This is a genomic window from Nocardia sp. NPDC060255 (assembly GCF_042727395.1).
Lineage (GTDB): Bacteria > Actinomycetota > Actinomycetes > Mycobacteriales > Mycobacteriaceae > Nocardia.
This window is the reverse complement of sequence record NZ_JBHXAU010000006.1, coordinates 90652-108734: the sequence shown is the minus strand read 5'-3', so window position 1 is coordinate 108734 and position 18083 is coordinate 90652. Positions and strand designations below refer to the sequence as shown.

Genomic DNA, 18083 nt, shown 5'->3' with positions numbered 1-18083 from the left:
ATGCCCTTATCGCCTGTTGACGTGCACGTATCGTCTGTTGACGTGCACGTCATGACGAGCGAAACCGGTCAGAACGCAGGCCGCGGCGAAGACGCTTCGCCGCGGGCGCTGTTCGCGGCCAGGTTTGCGGAACTCTGGGAGGCCGCAGGTAATCCGACGCTGCAGCGGGTGGCGGCGGCGACCGAGGAACGGATGAAGGGCGCGCGCACACCGGCACAGAACCAGCGCTCATCTATGCAGCGCATCAGCGATTGGCGCAGCGGACGCAATGTGCCGTCTCGTTTCGAATCGTTGGATCCGGTACTGGTCACGTTGATCGCGTTGGCCAGGCAAACACCTGGTCCGGTTCCGTCGGTCTTGTCGAACCGGTCGGGGTGGCGACGTTTATGGAAAGCGGCAAGCACTCAACCCGTGCGCCCCACGGTGCTGACCTCTCTGCGACGCGATATCCCCACGCTCGTCGGCCGCGACCGCGAAGTGCAGCGAATCCTGGATGCCGCCGGACCGGGGCGGGTGGTGTCCATCCACACCATCGACGGCATGCCAGGCGTCGGGAAAACCGCGCTGGTCACCCGCGCGGCACATCTGCTCTCGGACCGGTTCCCCGACGGCAGATTCTTCATCGAATTGAATTCGCACACCCCAGGACAAACGCCCGCGGATCCCACCGGGGTGCTGGCCACCCTGCTCACCGGGCTCGGCATCGCACCGAGCCACATCCCGGACTCCCTCGACGCACGACGTGACCTATGGCGCGACCGCATCTCCAGCAAGCGGGTACTGCTGATACTCGACGATGCCCGCGACCACAACCAGATCGAACCCCTGCTACCCACCGGCCCCGAATGTCTCACGCTGATCACCAGCCGCCGCCGACTCATCGCCCTCGACAGCGCCCTCCCACTGCCACTGGACACCCTCGACCCCGACAGCGCCATCGACCTGTTCTGCCAACTCGCACAACGAGACCCACACCGCGACGACATCGAGGCAGTCGCCGAGATCGTCCGATTATGCGGACACCTACCACTTGCGATCGTGCTGCTCGCCGGCCGGCTCGCCCACCACCCCGCCTGGACACTCACCGGCCTCGCCGAAGAATTCCGCACCGCCCAAGACCGACTCGGCGAACTCGACGCCGGACAACGCGCGGTCCGCGCCGCGTTCACCGCCTCCTACGACAATCTGCCACTCGACAGACAACAACTGTTCCGCACGCTGGGCCTACACCCCGGCACCGACTTCGACGCCTATGCAGTGGCCGCACTCAACGACATACCGCTCACCGCGGCACGCACTGAACTCGACGCGCTCTACACCGACAACCTCATCCAAGAGACCACGCTCGGTAGATTCTGCCTGCACGACCTGGTACGCGAATACACGCGCGCCCTCGCCGCGGCGTCGTTCAGCGACGGAGCCGGCGCGCTACCGCGGCTGCTGGACTATTACCAGCGCACCGCCGCGGCGGCGGACCGCTGGCTGACGCGAAAACAGCGCCCCGCCAACGGCAACCACACCGCCGCCAGGACCGATGCCCTGGTGCGGGAATTCGACGACGCGGTGCACGCGCTGGCCTGGATGCGTACCGAACGAACCAACCTGCTCGCCTGCGTCGAATACACCACCGACCACGATCCGGCGCGAATGGTCGAGCTGACCGAGGCGCTGGCGGAATTGCTGGAACGCGAAGGACCATGGCCCGCAGCCCTGCGGCTGCACCAGCGCGCCGCCACGGCCGCGGACCGTCTCGGCAACCACCTCGGCCAGGCCAACGCCCTCACCAACCTCGGCGTCCTGCAGTGGCAGACCGGAAACTACGACCGAGCCATCGACCTGCTCTGGCAGGCACGCGCCTGGTACCGGGAAACCGGCTACCCCCTCGGCGAAGCCGACACCCTGGCCAACCTGGGCGGCTTCTACCGATACGCCGGTGACAACGGGCAGGCCGCCGACTTGCTCCGACAAGCGCGCACCCTGTATCAGGCGGCCGGCTACCCCGTCGGTGAGGCCGGCGCATTGACGAGACTCGGCGGCGTACTCCGGGACAACGGGGACTATCGGCAAGCCGCGGACCTGATCCAGCAGGCCGTGATCCTGTTCCAGGACACCGACTCTCCCCTCGGTACCGCCGACGCCCTCGGCTTCCTCGGCAGCGTGCGCCGCGAAACCGGGGACTTCGAGCAGGCCGCCGACTTGTTTGTGCGCGCCACGACTGCGTTCCAGAAGATCGGCCATCGCAGAAGCGAAGCCCGCTGGATCGGCAACCTCGGCCTGGTGCGCCGGGATACCGGCGACTATCGGCAGGCCGCCGACCTGATCCAGCAGGCGTTGGCCATGTTTCAGGACATGGGCTACCGCCTCGGCGAAGCCATCAACCTCAACAACCTTGCCACCGTCTACCAGGCGACTCGGGACTACGAGCAGGCTGCCGATCTCTCCCGCCAAGCCCTGACCATGTTCCGCGAGGTCGGTTACCGCATCGGCGAGGCCGAAGCACTCGCCAACCTGGGTGCCGTGTGCCGGGAAACCGGGAAACACGCGAAGGGCGCCGACTTCTCCAGGCAAGCCCTGGCCTTGTACCGCGAGATCGGTTATCGCATAGGCGAAGCCGACGCGCTGAACGACACCGCGAAGGTCCTGCTGGCGACCGGCAGTCCCGGCAAGGCGTTAACGACGTTCACCAACGTACTGAACATAGCCCTCGATACCGACAGCCGAATCCAGCAGGCCCGTGCCTCGGAAGGCCTCGCGCGCTGCCACGCCGCCCTCGGCGACAGCGCCACCGCGGTCACCCACCTGCGCCACGCCATCGACCTCTACGGCCACCTCGGCGCCGCCGAAACCGATACCGCGACAACATATCTCGCCACGCTCGAACCCCCACCGCACCGCGTGTGAGGGGTGTCTGCGGTACGGCACAAGGCGGCCTGCTGCGGCATTGCTCGTCGGCCGTCCGACTGAGCGATTACTACCGAACAAGTTAGCACGCTAGGCTAGGCAAACCTAAATTCAAACCTTACTCGAGGATTGTGTCCCCGCCCGGCGGCACCTTCGCCGAAGGCCTTGTTACAGCTCGGAAGTCGTGGAGAAATAACCAGATGGAAGGTACGCGCGCAGGGGCCAGACGCTGGCCGGGGTGGCTGCTGGCCGCTGCCGTCCTGATGGCTGTCTGTTTACTCAGCCTCATGGTCGGCACCAAGGCCATTCCGATCGGGCAGGTGTGGGATGCGCTGTCCGGTACCGACGGGTCGGCGGACGCGCTGGTCATCACCGAGTATCGGGTGCCGCGCACACTTCTCGGACTGCTCGCCGGACTCGCGCTCGGCGTGGCGGGCTCCCTCATGCAGGGGCTGACGCGCAATCCGCTGGCCGATCCCGGGCTGCTCGGCATCAATGCCGGAGCGGCCTTCGTCATCGCGATGGCGGTCGCTTTCCTGGGCGTCACCGAGATCACGTCGTACGTGTGGTTCGGATTCATCGGTGCCGCGGTGGCCTCGGTGGTGGTGTATCGGCTGGGCACCGCGGGCAGGCAGGGGGCCGATCCGGTCCGGCTGACGCTGGCCGGCGTCGCGATCACGGCCGTGCTGTCCGGACTCACCAAGGGGTTGATTCTGCTGAACCCCAAGGCCTTCGACCAGATGCGGAACTGGGATGCCGGCGCGTTGACCGGGCGCGGGCACGACGTCATCGCCGGCGCCACGCCGTTCATTCTCATCGGCCTGGTGGCGGCGGTGATCGCCGCGCGCTCGCTCAACGCCGTCGCCCTGGGTGACGACCTCGCGCACGCGCTCGGGGTGCACATCAGGCGAACCCGGCTGCTCACCGTCGCGGCGCTGACCCTGCTGTGCGGCACCGCGACCGCCGCGGTGGGGCCGATCACCTTCGTCGGCTTGGCGGTGCCGCATATCGCGCGCTGGATCGTCGGACCCGACCAGCGCTGGATCGTCGCCTACTCCCTGCTGCTCGCGCCGATTTTGGTGCTCGGCGCGGACATATTGGGGCGGATAATCATTCGGCCCGATGAGGTGGCGGCGGGATTGGTGACCGCCTTCCTCGGTGCACCCGTCCTGATCTGGCTGGCGCGGCGGCCTCGGGTGAGTACGCAATGACCGCCATCGATTTCGGCCGTGCGGTGCTGGTGGTCCGAACCCGCCGCGTCGCCGCCCGCGTGGGTGTGCGCACCGTGGTGGTGTGCGCGATCCTCGTCATCGCGGCATTGGCCGTGGCCGTATTGTCGCTCGGTACCGGCGATTACCCGATTCCACCGGATCGGGTGCTGCGCGCGCTGTTCGTCGGGGATCAGCGTTTCGACCGACTCGTGGTGTGGGACTGGCGCTTTCCGCGCGTGGTGCTCGCGCTGGCGCTGGGCGCGGCACTCGGCCTGAGCGGCGCGATCCTGCAGTCGGTGACCCGTAATCCACTCGGCAGTCCGGATCTGGTCGGCTTCACCACCGGCGCTTACACCGGTGCGCTCGTCGTCATGCTGGTGCTGGGCGGCGGCGGATTCCAGACCTCGGCGGGGGCGTTCGTCGGCGGATCGGCTGCGGCCGTTGCCATTCAGCTGCTGGCCTTCCGGCACAACGTCACCGGCTTCCGGCTCATCATCGTCGGCATCGGCGTCAGCGCCATGCTCGCCTCGGTCAATACCTGGCTCATCCTGCGCGCCGATCTCACCACCGCCATGTCGGCGGCCGCCTGGGGCGCGGGGTCGCTGAGCAAGGTCACCTCGGCACAGGTCGCGCCCGCGCTCATCCTGCTCGCGGTGCTGGGCGTGGCCGCGGTCGCCGCCGCGCCCCGCCTGCGGATCCTGGAATTGGGCGATGATCTGGCGCAGGCGTTCGGCATCCGGGTCGGCCGTGACCGCCTGCTGCTGATCGGGCTGAGCGTCGCGTTCTGCTCCGTCGCCACGGCCGTCGCCGGCCCCATCGCCTTCCTCGCCTTGGCCGCACCACAATTGGGCCGCCGCCTGGCCCGCACGGCCTCCACCGCCTTGGCTCCGGCCGCCGCTATGGGTGCGCTGTTGCTGGTGACCTGCGACTGGATCTCGCAGCGGATATTCGCACCGACCACGCTGCCGGTCGGCGTCGTCACCGTATCGGCGGGTGGGTTGTATCTGGCGTATGTGCTGGTCGCCGAGGCGCGACGGAACTAGGGGGGACCGACGATGACCGAGAACCACAGCGCCGGAAGCGAATTGGCTACCGACAGCGCCGATCCTGCACTGACAGAAACGGATCGGTCCAGCACACCGGCGGCACCGATCCGATTGCGCGCCGACCGGGTGCGCCTCGGCTATCGCGGCCGAATCGTGAGTGAGCAACTCTCGGTGGATATTCCGGACGGGGCCTGCACGGTGATCATCGGCCCCAATGCCTGCGGGAAATCCACCCTGCTGCGGGCGCTGGCGCGGTTGCTCGCCCCGGAGGACGGTGCCGTGCTGCTCGACGGCAAGGCCATCACCGCCTATCCGGCCAAGGAGGTGGCCCGCCGCATCGGTCTGCTCCCGCAGTCCGCCACCGCCCCGGACGGCATCCGGGTTGCGGATCTGGTTGCGCGCGGCCGATATCCGCACCAGACCCTGCTCCGCCAGTGGTCGCAGGCGGACGAGGCCGCGGTCGCCGCGGCCATGGCGGCCACCGGCGTCACCGACCTGTCGGCCCGCTCGGTGGACGAGCTGTCCGGCGGGCAGCGCCAACGGGTCTGGATCGCGATGGTGCTGGCGCAGGAGACGCCGATCGTGCTGCTCGACGAGCCGACCACCTACCTGGACATCGCGCATCAGATCCAGCTGCTGGATCTGTGCCGCACGCTGAACCGGGAATCCGGCCGGACCGTGGTCGCCGTCCTGCACGACCTGAACCACGCCTTCCGCTACGCCGATCACCTCATCGCCATGCGCGACGGCCAGGTGATCGCCGCCGGTGCGCCGCGCGAGATCGTGACCGCCGAGTTGGTGCGGGAGGTCTTCGCCCTCGGCTGCCGGATCATCGATGACCCGGAAACCGGTGCGCCACTGGTGATTCCGCTCGCCGAGAATGCGGCGGGCGTGCTCTGACGCCGTATCGGGGAGCGGCCGATGCGGTGGTGCGGGATATCTATTTCCCATTGGAATCGAAATTAGGTTAGCCTATGTTTCCCTCCACTCCCGGTGACTCGCATCGAGCCCCGGGGGACCGAGGGTGGGGTCGCAACACGGTGATTGTGAATGGGTTGGGGTGGGACTGGTGGAAGTGGTCGACGCGCGCGCAGGTCATCCCGGCTTGCCGCGCACCGGAACGCAACTCGACAGCTGGCACGCCCAGCACTTCGACCCCGCATCGCTCAGTTACCCGCAGGTCTGCCCGGCAAGACAGAAAGAACACCCAGCCATGTCGCTTCACCGCATGACGGCACGCGTCCGTGCCGCCGCCGCCCTGCTCGTCCTCGCGCTGGTCGCGCTGCTGGCAGGCTGCGGAAGCTCGGCCTCCGACGAGTCGAGCACGTCCGACACCCGCCAGGTGCAGACCGCCAAAGGCGCGGTCACCGTGCCCGCCGATCCGCAGCGGATCGTGGTCGTCAACGGCGGGCTCGCCGGATTCCTCTTCGACCTGGGCGCGAAGGTCAAGGCGGCGGATCCGCGCATCCTCGGCGTCACATTGAAGCCCGGCGAGTTCCCCACCGCCTGGGCCGCGGACGCCAAGCAGCAGGGCACCGTGACGGTGCCGTCCGGTGACAGCATCAATATGGAGTTCATCGCCGCCCAGCAGCCGGACCTGATCATCGGTGGCGGGCCGGGCTTCCCTGGCCAGCAGTCGATCAACGACTACGACAAGCTCACCGCGATCGCCCCAACCGCACTGGTGCCGTCCAACTTCAGTAATTGGCAGGACCAGCTGAAGTCGGTGGCCGACATCGTGAATCGGTCCGCCAAGGTGGACGACCTGATCGGCGCGTACAACGACAAGGTCGCGAAGGTCAAGGCCGGGCTGAAGGCGCCGAAGGGCGCGGCCTCGGTGTTCCAGTCGCGCGGCGACCTCAAACCGTCCGTCATCGCCCCCACCACGCCGCTCGCCACCCTGCTGACCACGGTCGGTATCACCGTCGACGACAAGGTCGAGGCGAAGGCAGGCAACCCGAGCCGCCCCGCGGCCGCCGACTGGGTGTCCTTCAGCCCCGAACTGCTGAGCACCGTCGTCGACGCCCCCGTGCTGTTCGTCGTGCGGCTCGACGGCGGCCGGACCATCGCCCAACTGAAGGACGATCCGATGCTTGCCAAGCTGCCCGCGTTCCAGGCAGGCCAGGTCTACGAACTGCCCGCGACCAGCCAGCGTCCCGACTACCGCAACGCCATGGCCACCCTCGACCTACTGGCCGAGCGCTTCAAGTGACAGCCGTGGGGGGCCTGCTCATCGATACCTCACCGCTGCGCGCCAGCCGGGAGTTCCGGAATGCGTTCGCGGCCAGGCACAAGGTCATTCCGGCCGCCTTACTGACCGGCACCACCGCCATGATGGTGAGCGGTCCACTGGTATTGCTGCCCGCCTTGGCCGAGAACGAACTCGGCGTGGGCGATACCGCGCTCGGGCTGCTCTACGCCGCACCTGGTGCCGGTGCGGTACTCGGCTCGCTCACCAGCGGATGGATCGGCCGCAGTCACCGTCCGGGCCGCGCACTGCTGATCTCGTTGGCGCTCATGCCGATCGGCGTCATCGTCGCCGGTGTCGTCGGCCAATTCTTCACGCCCGCAACTGCTCTCGTGGTCTACGGACTGGCCACACTGATACTTGTCGCAGTGACGTCGCTGGCCTGCGCGTCGCTGTTGGGAAAGGAAAAGCCTTGATGGATCGTGCCGCCTACGCCGAACGCATCGCGGAGGTGCTCTCGGCTGAACGCGGAGCCAAAGTCGGATATCCGATCGGATTGTGCGAGGTGGTGGTGCTCCGCACCGAAAGGCTCGGGGCCGGCCTGCTGCGCATCACCTTCGGCGGCGCGGACCTGGCCGGATTCCACAGTTATGTTCCGGATGAGCATGTGCGCCTGATTTTTCCGGACGAACAGGGTGTGCTGCTGTTGCCCCGCAAGGACGGGCTCTCCCTCGAATGGGGCTCGCCGCGACCGATATCGCGCGAATACACGGTGCGCCGCTTCACCGCCGAGGACCGTGAACTCGATATCGACTTCGCCATCCACCCCGGCGGCCTCGCCTCAGACTGGGCGGTAAAGGTGCAGCCGGGCACCAGGATTCACATCGCGGGTCCGCCCGGCGGTGTCGTGGTGCCGAAGACCTACGACAAGTATCTGCTCGTCGGTGACATCACCGCCCTGCCCGCCATCGCCCGCTGGCTGGAATGGTTGCCGCGCACGGCATCCGGGTGGGCGATCATCGAGGTACACGGACCGGAGGAGGAGATTCCCCTCGATCCGCCTGCCGCCATCGACGTGCGCTGGGTGCATCGCGGCGACGCCGAGCCCGGCACCGGGGACGCCTTCGAAAAGGCCGTCCGCAGTATCGAAGTGCCCGCCGGAGAACGGGTTTACGCGTGGCTGGCAGGCGAGTCCGGCGTGCTGAAACCACTGCGCCGCTGGGTGCGCAACGACCTCGGCATCGATCCGAAGGACTACCTGATCGCCGGGTACTGGAAACGCGGCGTCGCCGACTACGACCGCGACGAATGAGTAACGTCGACAACGAGATCGGCCTCGGGAGTTCGTTGAAGTCCGCCTGCCCCGCCTTCCAGTAGGAGGACACCTCCGCGTCGCCGGACTCGGCCCGGAGGACCCTACGCACCCAGCAAGGCGGCCGTGCTCAGCGAGCCGGTTGGTACCGGTTCTTCAGGAAGTGGTCGACGACCGTGCGGCCGAGGGTGTAGCCGTTGTCGAGGGACAGCCGGAAACCTGCGGACTGCTGCTCGAGGTGGTCGAGCACGCTCTGGCCGGGATAGGGCTGGTCGAAGTTGCTTACCGTGCGCAGCGACAGATAGCGGTCGAGGTAGCCGTGGCGGTCCAGGACGGCGGCGGTGGCGTTGTCCTCCATCTGCGTCGTGCAGTAGTTGCCCTGGCCGCTGGTGCGCACGCCCATGATGTGGCGCGCGGTGTCGGAGAGTTCCTTGCCGGAGTACCAGTCGTCGCCGGTCATGCTGTCGCACTTGACAACCGACGGTTTGCGGTCGCCCTGCCCGAACTGGGCGCGTTCGGCGGCGGCCGCGGGGCTGTCGGCCAGGGTGGCGTGTTCGGTCAGGCCGAACGCGGTGTCCACCAGCTGCTCGTTCAGGTGGTAGGCGGCGGTGTTGTAGTTCTCGACCGGGCGGTAGCCGTGCGGCAGGCTCGGCGCCTCGGCCGGGACGAGGTGGTTGCCGAGGTCGAAGTCGACGATCCAGCGGGCCCAGGTCGCGGAGCCGAGGGTGGCCTGGTCCGGCGGTGCGCCCGCGGTGCCGACGGTGAGGAAGTGGGCGTTGCTGAAGTCGAGTTTCGGGCTGTCGAGCACGGCCATCATGGTGGCCGCGGCGTTGGTCTTGCCCTGCCCGGTCTCCGCGACGCACAGTCCGTCGGCGTTGCAGTGCACCGACTTGTACGAGGTGGGCACGTCTACGGTGATCGGCAGCGATTCACGCTGCAACCACGGCTCGACCTCCGGATCGAACATCGTGATGACCAGCACACCGACCTTGACCGGTGCCGCGCTCGACTCGCCCCCGCCGCCGCAACCGGCCGCCATGGCGACCGTCGTGAACACCGTCAGTGCGACTATCCAGCGACGTAGAGGCATCGGATGATCCTATGACAAGCCCCCTTACCACCGTCTAGCGGACCACGACCTGGACGAACGCCCGGTCGCGCCAACCGAGGCCGACCCGACAGACGCGAAACACCACCCATGTAGGTTGGACGGCAGGTTCTCTTGCGGCACAAGCGGAACCATCGGACCGTCGCCACCTGCGGTTTCGGTGGGCTCGCTTGATCGAGCGGTCAGCTGCACGCTCGTATGTCGAACAGTCGGTGGAGCGCGGCGAGGTCCGCGCCGAGTGAAAGGCCCATCAGCATGACGTCATCGGCGGGATCGAACGCACGCGCCCACATCGGGGTCACCGGCCTCGCAGTGATGGGGAGCAATATCGCGCGCAACTTCGCCCGGCACGGACACACTGTCGCGCTGCACAATCGCAGCATCGCCAAGACCGACGCGCTGCTCGCGGCGCACGGCGACGAGGGTGACTTCGTCCGCACCGAGACGATCGAGGAGTTCGTCGGCGCGCTGCAGAAGCCGCGCCGGGTGCTGATCATGGTCAAGGCCGGCGACCCGACCGACGCCGTGATCGAGGAACTCGCCGCCGCGATGGACGAGGGCGACATCATCATCGACGGCGGCAACGCGCTGTTCACCGACACCATCCGCCGGGAGAAGTCGCTGCGCGAGCGCGGCCTGCACTTCGTCGGCGCGGGCATCTCCGGTGGTGAGGAGGGCGCGCTCAACGGTCCGGCCATCATGCCGGGCGGGCCCAAGGAGTCCTATGAGGTGCTCGGTCCGCTGCTCGAGTCGATCGCCGCGCAGGTCGACGGCACCCCGTGCTGCACGCACATCGGGCCGGACGGCTCGGGCCACTTCGTGAAGATGGTGCACAACGGCATCGAGTACGCCGACATGCAGCTCATCGGCGAGGCCTACCACCTGTTGCGCGACGCACTCGGCTTCGACGCCAAGCAGATCGCCGACGTGTTCACCGGCTGGAACCAGGGCGAGCTGGAAAGCTACCTGGTCGAGATCACCGCCGAGGTGCTCAACCAGACCGACGCCAAGACCGGCAAGCCGCTGGTCGACGTCATCCTCGACGCCGCCGAGCAGAAGGGCACCGGCCGCTGGACCGTCAAGGCGGCGCTCGATCTCGGTGTCCCGGTGACCGGCATCGCCGAGGCCGTGTTCGCCCGCGCGTTGTCCGGCGCCACCGACCAGCGTCGCGCCGCCGCCGGCCTCGCCTCGGGACAGCTCGCCGAAAAGCCCACCGACGCCGAGCAATTCACCAAGGACATCGAGCGCGCGCTGTACGCGTCCAAGGTGGTCGCCTACGCCCAGGGCTTCGACCAGATCGCCGCCGCCAGCACCGAATACGACTGGGACCTGCACCCCGGCGACCTCGCCACCATTTGGCGCGGCGGCTGCATCATCCGCGCCCAGTTCCTCAACCGCATCAAAGACGCCTACGACACCAACGCCCAGCTGCCGAGCCTCATCCTCGACCCCTTCTTCCAGGAGGCCATCGAGAACGCCATCGACAGCTGGCGCCGCGTCGTAGCCGCCGCCGTCCAACTCGGCATCCCCGTCCCCGCCTTCGCCTCCTCTCTCGCCTACTACGACGGCCTGCGCGCCAAGCGCCTCCCCGCCGCCCTCACCCAGGCCCAACGCGACTACTTCGGCGCCCACACCTACGAGCGCATCGACCTCCCCGGCAAATACCACACCCTCTGGAGCGGCGACCGCACCGAAATCCAAGCCGACTGACCAAGCCCGAACCGAGTGCCCGGCCAACCCACCGGCCGGGCACTCGTCATTTCTCGTCCAAGGCTCACGCCGCGCACAACTTCGTCTGCCGCATTCGATTTAGCCACTGATTTCGCGCGCGGCCCGAAAAACTTGCGCGACAGCGAGTCTCGACTATGCGTCGATGGTGGCGCAGTGCGCGGCCACGGTATCGACGAGCCGCGCACGCAATGCCGCCAATAGGGGATCACTGCTGCTGCGATCGGCTTCTGCCAGTGCCCCGGGCAACCCGGCGGCGATCTCGCGAGTCCGTGCGACGAGTCGATCAGGATCGGTCCCCGCCTTCTGCGCGAACTTCTCGATGTGATGCAAGGTGACTTCGCCGAACTTCGACCGACCACCGATCGGCATCGCCACTCGACCCAGATCCGATCCGCGTTCTGGATCGTAGGGCAGCGAACTCGCTACGTCGTAGATAGGCGCGAGGGTGATGTCGAGACCGTTGAGGATCACCGAGTAGTTCTTGGCATGGGCATCCGGTGCGCCCAGCAAGTATTGGGCGACAACGATATCGGTGAATCGGTCGACATCGCGCTGACCGGCCTCACCGGCAAGTAGTCCCGCGATCGCAGTGGCCGACGGCCCACCTTCGGAGGCATATTTGCGCTCGGGCGGCACCGACAGCGCTTGGCACATGTCCTCCTGATGCAGCCGGAGCACCTGGCCGTCAGCACCGCGTAGCCGGTCGTATCGCTCGACAACAATCGCCGCGACGCCATCGAATTCGATGAATTCAGATGCCGCAGCGACGATCCCGAGCGCCTCCAGTGCGCGCAGGCACAGATGCTCATTGAACGCTTGCCCCGCAAAGCGTTCGATTCCCGGCTTGATGATGTGCGTGCTGGCCGCGTTGCCATGCGCATATCCCCACCCGCCTGCGGTGCGCACGGCAGCGAACTTGGACTGTGCTCCCGCCAAACTCCAGCGCTCATCGGAGCGGGTCCACTGCGCCGGCGCACTCCGCAGACCACGCAACCGCGCACCGATCTGCACGTCGGTGACTTCTTCCACGCTGCCCGGCCGAGTCAGCACATCCTCGACGTCCTCGGGTGCCGCCAATTGCACAGCGCCGGCACAGTCGCGACCGATGTGTTCGAGCAGCGCGGTCGCACTGCGCGATGGCACATCGAACTCGCGAGCCAACCGCTCGCGCACATTGGCATCATCGGGCAGCAGGTTCATCAGCCACGGCGCGGTCACGCGATGGTCGTAGGTGCGTCCCACCGCCGGTGGCATCGACAGCGACAACGGGGTGGCGTCGAGGTCGACAGCGTAGTCGTCGGCATAGGTGAAGCGGGGCCGCCCGCCGGCATGCGTGACGGCCCCGACCACCATTCCGTTGAGGATCACCACCAGATCACTCATGAGGCTCCGGCGCTTGCGGGCTCGGCTGCGCCGCACCCTGCTGGATCCGCGCGAATACATCCTGAATCGCCTGTTGATCACGTGATGTCGTCGTGCGGGGCGACGTGGGCACAGTGACCAATTGCAGACCTAATGCACTGGCGATGTCGACGACACGACCGATTTCTCCGCGCGGGCTACCGGTCTCTACCCGACTCACCAGTTGGCGGGAGACCCCCGCCAACTCCCCCAGCTGATCTTGAGTCAATCCCGCGTCAACGCGTGCCTTGCGCAACGCCGCGCCGAGCTGGACCAGCTGGCGTCGCGTCCGAGGTTGCGTCATGACGTTACAGTACCATCACATGCGTTGCATGTTGTGGATCCATAACATTGCACACGGTCGAATAGTCGGTTGACGAGCCAATTGTTTCGGCTCCATTACACAGCATCCATGTTATGGATCCATAACAACAGTGCTCAGAATGCCATCGGTCGCCAACCGACTCTCACGATCGCGAAGTGGGCTGGAGGGTCAGTTGGCTTGGTATTCGGCGCTGCATTCGCCGTTGGTGTAGTTCGGGCCTTCGCCGTGGTTGAAGACGCCTAGGTTCAGCAGGATTCGGCCGGGCTTGGTGGGGAGGCCGGTGAGGGTGAGGGTGTTGTCGGGGCCCTTTACCTGGGCGGAGGTGTCGGCGACGCCGCTTTTGCCGGTGGTGAGGTTTGCCCAGTTGACGGTGAATTTTTGGTCGTAGGCGAAATCTGTGCCTGCGTTGGTGTGTAGTTTCAGGTCGACGATGCCGTTGCTGGAGGTGGCGAAGGCGTCGCTGACGGCCGGGGTTTGGAAGGGTTCCACGGGGACCGGGTAGTTCATTGTGCATATCGGCGCCGAGGGATCGTTCGGGGCGGCGAAGGCGGCGGGTGCGCCTGCGGCGGTTACGGCGAGGGCTGCGATCGCGGCGATCCGCAATAGGCCAGAGCGGGTTCCTGATTTCATCGGACCGTCCCATCAATCATCGAGATGTACTGGATGAACGTGGTTGCCGCGCTGTGGAATAAAGGTCGGCAACGTCGGCAACCGACACAAGCCTAGCGAGCACAACCGCGGGCTGGCAATGTCTTGGAAATCGAAACATGCTCTAGCAAAAGGGATCTCGACTAGCAAGACGTCAATATATTTGGGGCACAGTAATTCTGGCGATGACCTGCGGAGACAATGTCAACATTCGTACCGCACGATGCGCTTCTCACGAACCGATCACCGTTGCCCGGCTAGTCCGGATCGGTATTCGGCAAACCCGGCCGGGCCGCCCGAGTGTGATCCACGACACGATCGGCGGAGAAATTGCTGGCAGCTTGCAGTTGTCCGGGTCGCCGTTGCGCATCGAGGTGGCGGCACTTTGCACGTCAGGCGCGAATTTTGCCGAACGGCGCGGCATCATGGCAGATATGCGCGTACTTATTCAGCTTCGTCCGTCCGTCGATCTGATTACCGCAGTGGCCGACCGTGCGGTTCCGGTCGCCTCCGCCGATGTTGCCGGGCATCTGCCCGGGATCGTGTTGGATCACTCCTATGTGCCGGTCGCGGTGCCGAAATCCGTTCCCCGGGTGTCCGATACCGGCCCGCTGAGCTATTCGCTCGACCCGGCGGACGCCTCGGTGCTGGTACGCGGCGAGATCGACGATGACGGCATCGCCGACAGCGTGTCGCAATTGACGGCAGCGCGCGGCGTCACCGGAGTTTTCGGCGATCCAGTTATCCAGACCAACCTCACGTGTGGCAGCACCCCCGCGGTCGGCAACTGGCACGATGTCGAAACCCTGTTGCACCACGGCGATCTGGCGGCCGCGGGCTTGGACGGTACGTCGGTGGCGTTGGCCATCGTCGACACCGGCATCAACGCCGCGAAGGTCAAGCAGGTGCGCGGCGGGCTGGTGACCATCGACAAGGCGCGCAGCTGGAATCCGGCCGGGGTCACCGGCACGGCGGGCGAGTTCCCGGTGGACCACGGCTCGATGTGCGCGTTCGACGCACTCATCGCCGCCCCGAAGGCGACGCTGCTCGACCTCCCGGTGCTGCAGAGCAGGCGGCAGGGCGGCACCGTGATGGAGGGCCTGCTGTCGGACGCGCTGGCCGGGTACGCCCACCTGCGCACGGTGCTCACCGATCAGCCTGCCGCGTCGCGGGCCTTGGTGATCAGCAACAGCTGGGGATCGTTCTCGCCCAGTTGGGATTTCCCCGTCGGCCAGCCCGGCAACTACTCGGACAATCCGTCCCATCCGTTCAACGTGATCGTCGGCTCGCTCGAGGCCGCGGGCGCCGACATCCTCTTCGCCGCCGGCAATTGCGGACGCGAATGCCCGGACGGCCGGTGCGCGTACACCGACAAGCCGATCGGCGGGGCCAACTCGCATCCGAGCGTCCTGTCCATCGCCGGCGTCGACACCAAGGGCCAGCGGGTCGGCTACTCCTCGCAGGGCCCCGGTCGATTGACCGACCGCAAGCCGGATATCTGCTCCTACACCCACTTCCTCGGGTCGACGGTCTTCGGCGCCACCGAACCGGACACCGGCACCTCGGCGGCCACGCCGGTCGCGGCGGGCCTGGTCACGGCCATCCGCACCCGATGGTCGGCCACCGAGCTGCCGCCCGCGCAGCTGCGAGCGTTGTTGCAGCGCACCGCGATCGCGCAGCCCGGTGGTTACAACTACGACTACGGATACGGTGTCGCCGACGCCGCCGCGATCCTCGCGGAGCTGAATCGAACGGCGGCCCGCGCGTAACGTAGAGGCCATGCCGTTGCTCACCATTCGGCTCCCGCAGGAGGCGACACTGGAGGCCGCCCTGCGGGAGCTGAAGCTCACCGCTGACGACGTCGATACCGCCTACGGCCTGGTCCCCGTGGATCCCGCGAACGGCCTGTACGCGCTGCGGGTGACCGACGCGGCCGCCGCACGGATGACCGACGCCGGGCCCGGCGTCGTAGTCTTCGCCGACCCGCGCATCGAACCGGGCAACGGATCGGCCTGCGATCCGAAACCCCGCGCGTAAGAATCAGTTCCGAAAAAGCAGAATCCCGGCGCTACCGATCGGTGCCGCCGGGACTCGGACTGCTATCGGGCGATCGAGTCCGCCCATTCGATGACGGCCGCCCGATACTCGGCGGTATTGGGTGCGAGATTCACCGAATGCCCGGAACCGGGCAGGACAAAGGTGCGCAACTTCGCGTCGGGACCGAAGTACGGCGCCTCGGCGGCCTGCAGGGTCGCGCTATCGGTGCAAATCGAGAAACCCGGCCCGCAGGACAGGATGTCCTTGCTGCCGTTGACCACCATGGTGGGTGCGGTGATGAAGCTGGACATGCCGGGCAGGGTGGACAGCAGCCCGTCGGGATATTCGGTGAGCGAGAAGGTTTCCTTGGTCGCCTCGTCGGCCGCGACCACCTGCGGATCGAAATTGTCGGGTCCGTAGAAATCGGCTCGGCGAGCACCCGGCCGCGACACCAGATACCCGGGGTCGTATCCGCGACCGGCGAATGCCGGATCCTGGACGGCCGGGTAATACGTGCCGATCACGCCGAGCACCCCGGGCACGTACAGGGTGTGTGAGTATCCGGTGAGCAGCACACCGTCGACATCGTGATACTTGGTGGCCTCCATGACGGAGGTGCCCGAGCTCAGCGAATGCCCACCGGTGATGACCTTGCCGAACGGCCGTGCGCCACCGAGACCCTGCCGCAGCTGCTGCACGATGAGATGCAACGCTTCCGCGGTCGCCGTAGCGGTCAGCGTCATACTCGGCGGCCGAGTGCTCGCACCGTTGCCGAGCCGGTCGACCACGAGCGTCGCATAGCCCGCGCTGTTCATCGCGCGCCGGAAGTTGTAAGTGTCCGGCTGATACTGGAAATCCCAGTACGAGCCGTTGTAATTGGAACCCGCCATCAACACCATGACGGCGTCCGTCGGCTTGTCCGTCGCCTGGCACAGCGTCCCGGCCAAGGTTCCTTGCGGCACCGGGAAGGTGATCTCCCGGCATTGATCCGGCGGCGAAACTTGATCGGCCAGGGCGACACCCGGCGTCAGACAGAGAATTGTTGACATGACAAAAGCCCGTATTGAGGCCCGCACGCGCCGCGCTCCCCTCGGAGGTACACGAGGATAACCACTTTGGCATCCTTGTTGAGTCATCAACCGGGAGGCTAATCCGCCCCTGGTTGATGCGCAATACCTATCGCGAAGATGCGGCTACCTCGACGGCGAGCCGCCGGCGCCGCAGATGTGTTGCCGCACTTGGCAAACCGGCACTATCGGCCAGACAATGGGGAGGACTTCACTTTTCGGGCAAGCCGGACGGCAACCGCCTGAGGGCGGTAGCCGCACCGGCTCCCGCCCTCAGGTCAGTGGATTATCGTCAGAACGTCGAGGCCAGCCAATCCCGCACTGCGGCTTGATAAGCCGCGGTGTTCAGGGCCAGATTCACCGAATGCCCGCTGCCGGGCAAGACAAAGGTGCGCAGCCTCGCAGCGGGAGCGAAATACGGTGCCTCTTCGGCCGCCAACGTCGCGGTACTCGCGCACGCGTTCAGGCACAACCGATCCAGACTGCCGTTGACAACCATCACCGGGACATTGATGAGATTGGTCGCGGGCGGCAGGGTGGACGTCAGACCATCGGGATACTCCGTCAGCGAGAAGACTTCCTTCGTGGCCTCATCGGTCGCGAGTACCGCGGGGTCGTAGTCACCGGCACCGTAGAAATCCGCCGCCCTGGTACCGGGTCGAGTGGTCAGATAGCCGGGATCGTAGCCCTGGCCTGCGAAATGCGGATCTCCGGCCGCCGGATAATAGGTGGCGACCACGCCGAGCGTGCCGACCAGGTCGAGGCTGTGCGAAAACCCGGTGAGCAGAACACCATCCACATCGTGGTGGGTGCTCGCCTCGATGACCGCGACGCCGGAACTCAGCGAATGGCCGCCGGTAATGATCTTGCTGAACGGCTGCACACCGGGCAGCCCCTGTCGTACCGCGCCGACGAGCTGATGCAGGGCGATGACCGAGCCGGTCGCCGTCAGCAAAGCGCTCGGCGGCCTGGTGCTCGCACCGTCGCCGAACCTATCGACCACCAGCGTCGCATAACCCGCCGCGTTCATCGCGCGCCGAAAGTTATATGTCTCCGGCGCATACGGGAAATCCCAATAGGTGTGGTTGTAATTGGAACCCGGCATCAA

General features: G+C 66.6%; 16 protein-coding genes. 10 read left to right on the top strand and 6 right to left on the bottom strand.

The annotated features are described in order from the left end of the window. The first annotated feature begins 51 nt into the window (after positions 1–51). From ACFWF1_RS14170 to ACFWF1_RS14140, 7 genes are all read left to right on the top strand, one after another. Positions 52–2901: a tetratricopeptide repeat protein gene (locus ACFWF1_RS14170; protein ID WP_379290203.1), complete on the top strand. Its 2850-nt coding sequence runs from the start codon at positions 52–54 to the stop codon at positions 2899–2901. A gap of 200 nt (positions 2902–3101) precedes the next feature. Continuing rightward, the gene (locus tag ACFWF1_RS14165) at positions 3102–4112 is read left to right on the top strand and encodes an iron chelate uptake ABC transporter family permease subunit (protein WP_379290201.1); all 1011 of its coding nucleotides are present in this window, start codon (positions 3102–3104) and stop codon (positions 4110–4112) included. Beyond that, on the top strand, positions 4109–5155 hold the full coding sequence (locus ACFWF1_RS14160; RefSeq protein WP_379290199.1) for a FecCD family ABC transporter permease: 1047 nt from the start codon (positions 4109–4111) through the stop codon (positions 5153–5155). Before ACFWF1_RS14165 ends, ACFWF1_RS14160 begins: the two co-directional genes overlap by 4 nt. Positions 5156–5167: 12 nt before the next feature. Further along, entirely contained in the window at positions 5168–6058 is an 891-nt protein-coding gene (locus ACFWF1_RS14155) for an ABC transporter ATP-binding protein (RefSeq protein ID WP_379290197.1), read from the top strand. A 328-nt stretch (positions 6059–6386) separates the two neighbouring features. Continuing rightward, positions 6387–7370, top strand: a complete 984-nt coding sequence (locus ACFWF1_RS14150) for an ABC transporter substrate-binding protein (RefSeq protein ID WP_379290195.1) — start codon at positions 6387–6389, stop codon at positions 7368–7370. Then, positions 7367–7822 carry a hypothetical protein gene (locus ACFWF1_RS14145; protein ID WP_379290193.1) on the top strand — a complete coding sequence of 152 codons (456 nt, stop codon included), beginning with the start codon at positions 7367–7369 and terminating at the stop codon, positions 7820–7822. Before ACFWF1_RS14150 ends, ACFWF1_RS14145 begins: the two co-directional genes overlap by 4 nt. Then, on the top strand, positions 7822–8658 hold the full coding sequence (locus ACFWF1_RS14140; protein ID WP_379290191.1) for a siderophore-interacting protein: 837 nt from the start codon (positions 7822–7824) through the stop codon (positions 8656–8658). The genes ACFWF1_RS14145 and ACFWF1_RS14140 overlap by 1 nt, the downstream gene beginning before the upstream one ends. A gap of 130 nt (positions 8659–8788) precedes the next feature. Here the strand turns inward: ACFWF1_RS14140 and ACFWF1_RS14135 are convergent, their stop codons facing one another. Next, positions 8789–9748, bottom strand: a complete 960-nt coding sequence (locus ACFWF1_RS14135) for a purine-nucleoside phosphorylase (RefSeq protein ID WP_379290190.1) — start codon at positions 9746–9748, stop codon at positions 8789–8791. Between the two features lie 273 nt (positions 9749–10021). On the opposite strand from ACFWF1_RS14135, the gene gndA reads away from it, so the two are divergent. After that, positions 10022–11476 (top strand): NADP-dependent phosphogluconate dehydrogenase, encoded by a 1455-nt coding sequence (gene gndA, locus ACFWF1_RS14130; RefSeq protein ID WP_379290189.1) that lies wholly within the window; start codon positions 10022–10024, stop codon positions 11474–11476. Between the two features lie 153 nt (positions 11477–11629). Here the strand turns inward: gndA and ACFWF1_RS14125 are convergent, their stop codons facing one another. The 3 genes from ACFWF1_RS14125 to ACFWF1_RS14115 form a co-directional block, all read right to left on the bottom strand. Continuing rightward, complete coding sequence (locus ACFWF1_RS14125; protein WP_379290188.1) at positions 11630–12880, bottom strand: type II toxin-antitoxin system HipA family toxin; 1251 nt, start codon at positions 12878–12880, stop codon at positions 11630–11632. After that, the gene (locus ACFWF1_RS14120) at positions 12873–13202 is read right to left on the bottom strand and encodes a helix-turn-helix transcriptional regulator (protein ID WP_379290186.1); all 330 of its coding nucleotides are present in this window, start codon (positions 13200–13202) and stop codon (positions 12873–12875) included. Before ACFWF1_RS14120 ends, ACFWF1_RS14125 begins: the two co-directional genes overlap by 8 nt. Positions 13203–13391: 189 nt before the next feature. Beyond that, positions 13392–13853 carry a hypothetical protein gene (locus ACFWF1_RS14115; protein WP_379290184.1) on the bottom strand — a complete coding sequence of 154 codons (462 nt, stop codon included), beginning with the start codon at positions 13851–13853 and terminating at the stop codon, positions 13392–13394. A gap of 452 nt (positions 13854–14305) precedes the next feature. On the opposite strand from ACFWF1_RS14115, the gene ACFWF1_RS14110 reads away from it, so the two are divergent. Then, complete coding sequence (locus ACFWF1_RS14110) at positions 14306–15640, top strand: S8 family serine peptidase (protein WP_379290183.1); 1335 nt, start codon at positions 14306–14308, stop codon at positions 15638–15640. A gap of 10 nt (positions 15641–15650) precedes the next feature. Further along, positions 15651–15908: a hypothetical protein gene (locus ACFWF1_RS14105; RefSeq protein WP_379290182.1), complete on the top strand. Its 258-nt coding sequence runs from the start codon at positions 15651–15653 to the stop codon at positions 15906–15908. Positions 15909–15970: 62 nt separating this feature from the next. Here the strand turns inward: ACFWF1_RS14105 and ACFWF1_RS14100 are convergent, their stop codons facing one another. Together ACFWF1_RS14100 and ACFWF1_RS14095 are read right to left on the bottom strand one after the other, a co-directional pair. Continuing rightward, on the bottom strand, positions 15971–16957 hold the full coding sequence (locus ACFWF1_RS14100) for an alpha/beta hydrolase (RefSeq protein ID WP_379290180.1): 987 nt from the start codon (positions 16955–16957) through the stop codon (positions 15971–15973). Positions 16958–17267: 310 nt separating this feature from the next. Continuing rightward, the gene (locus tag ACFWF1_RS14095; protein WP_379290178.1) at positions 17268–18080 is read right to left on the bottom strand and encodes an alpha/beta fold hydrolase; all 813 of its coding nucleotides are present in this window, start codon (positions 18078–18080) and stop codon (positions 17268–17270) included. Positions 18081–18083: the final 3 nt, after the last annotated feature.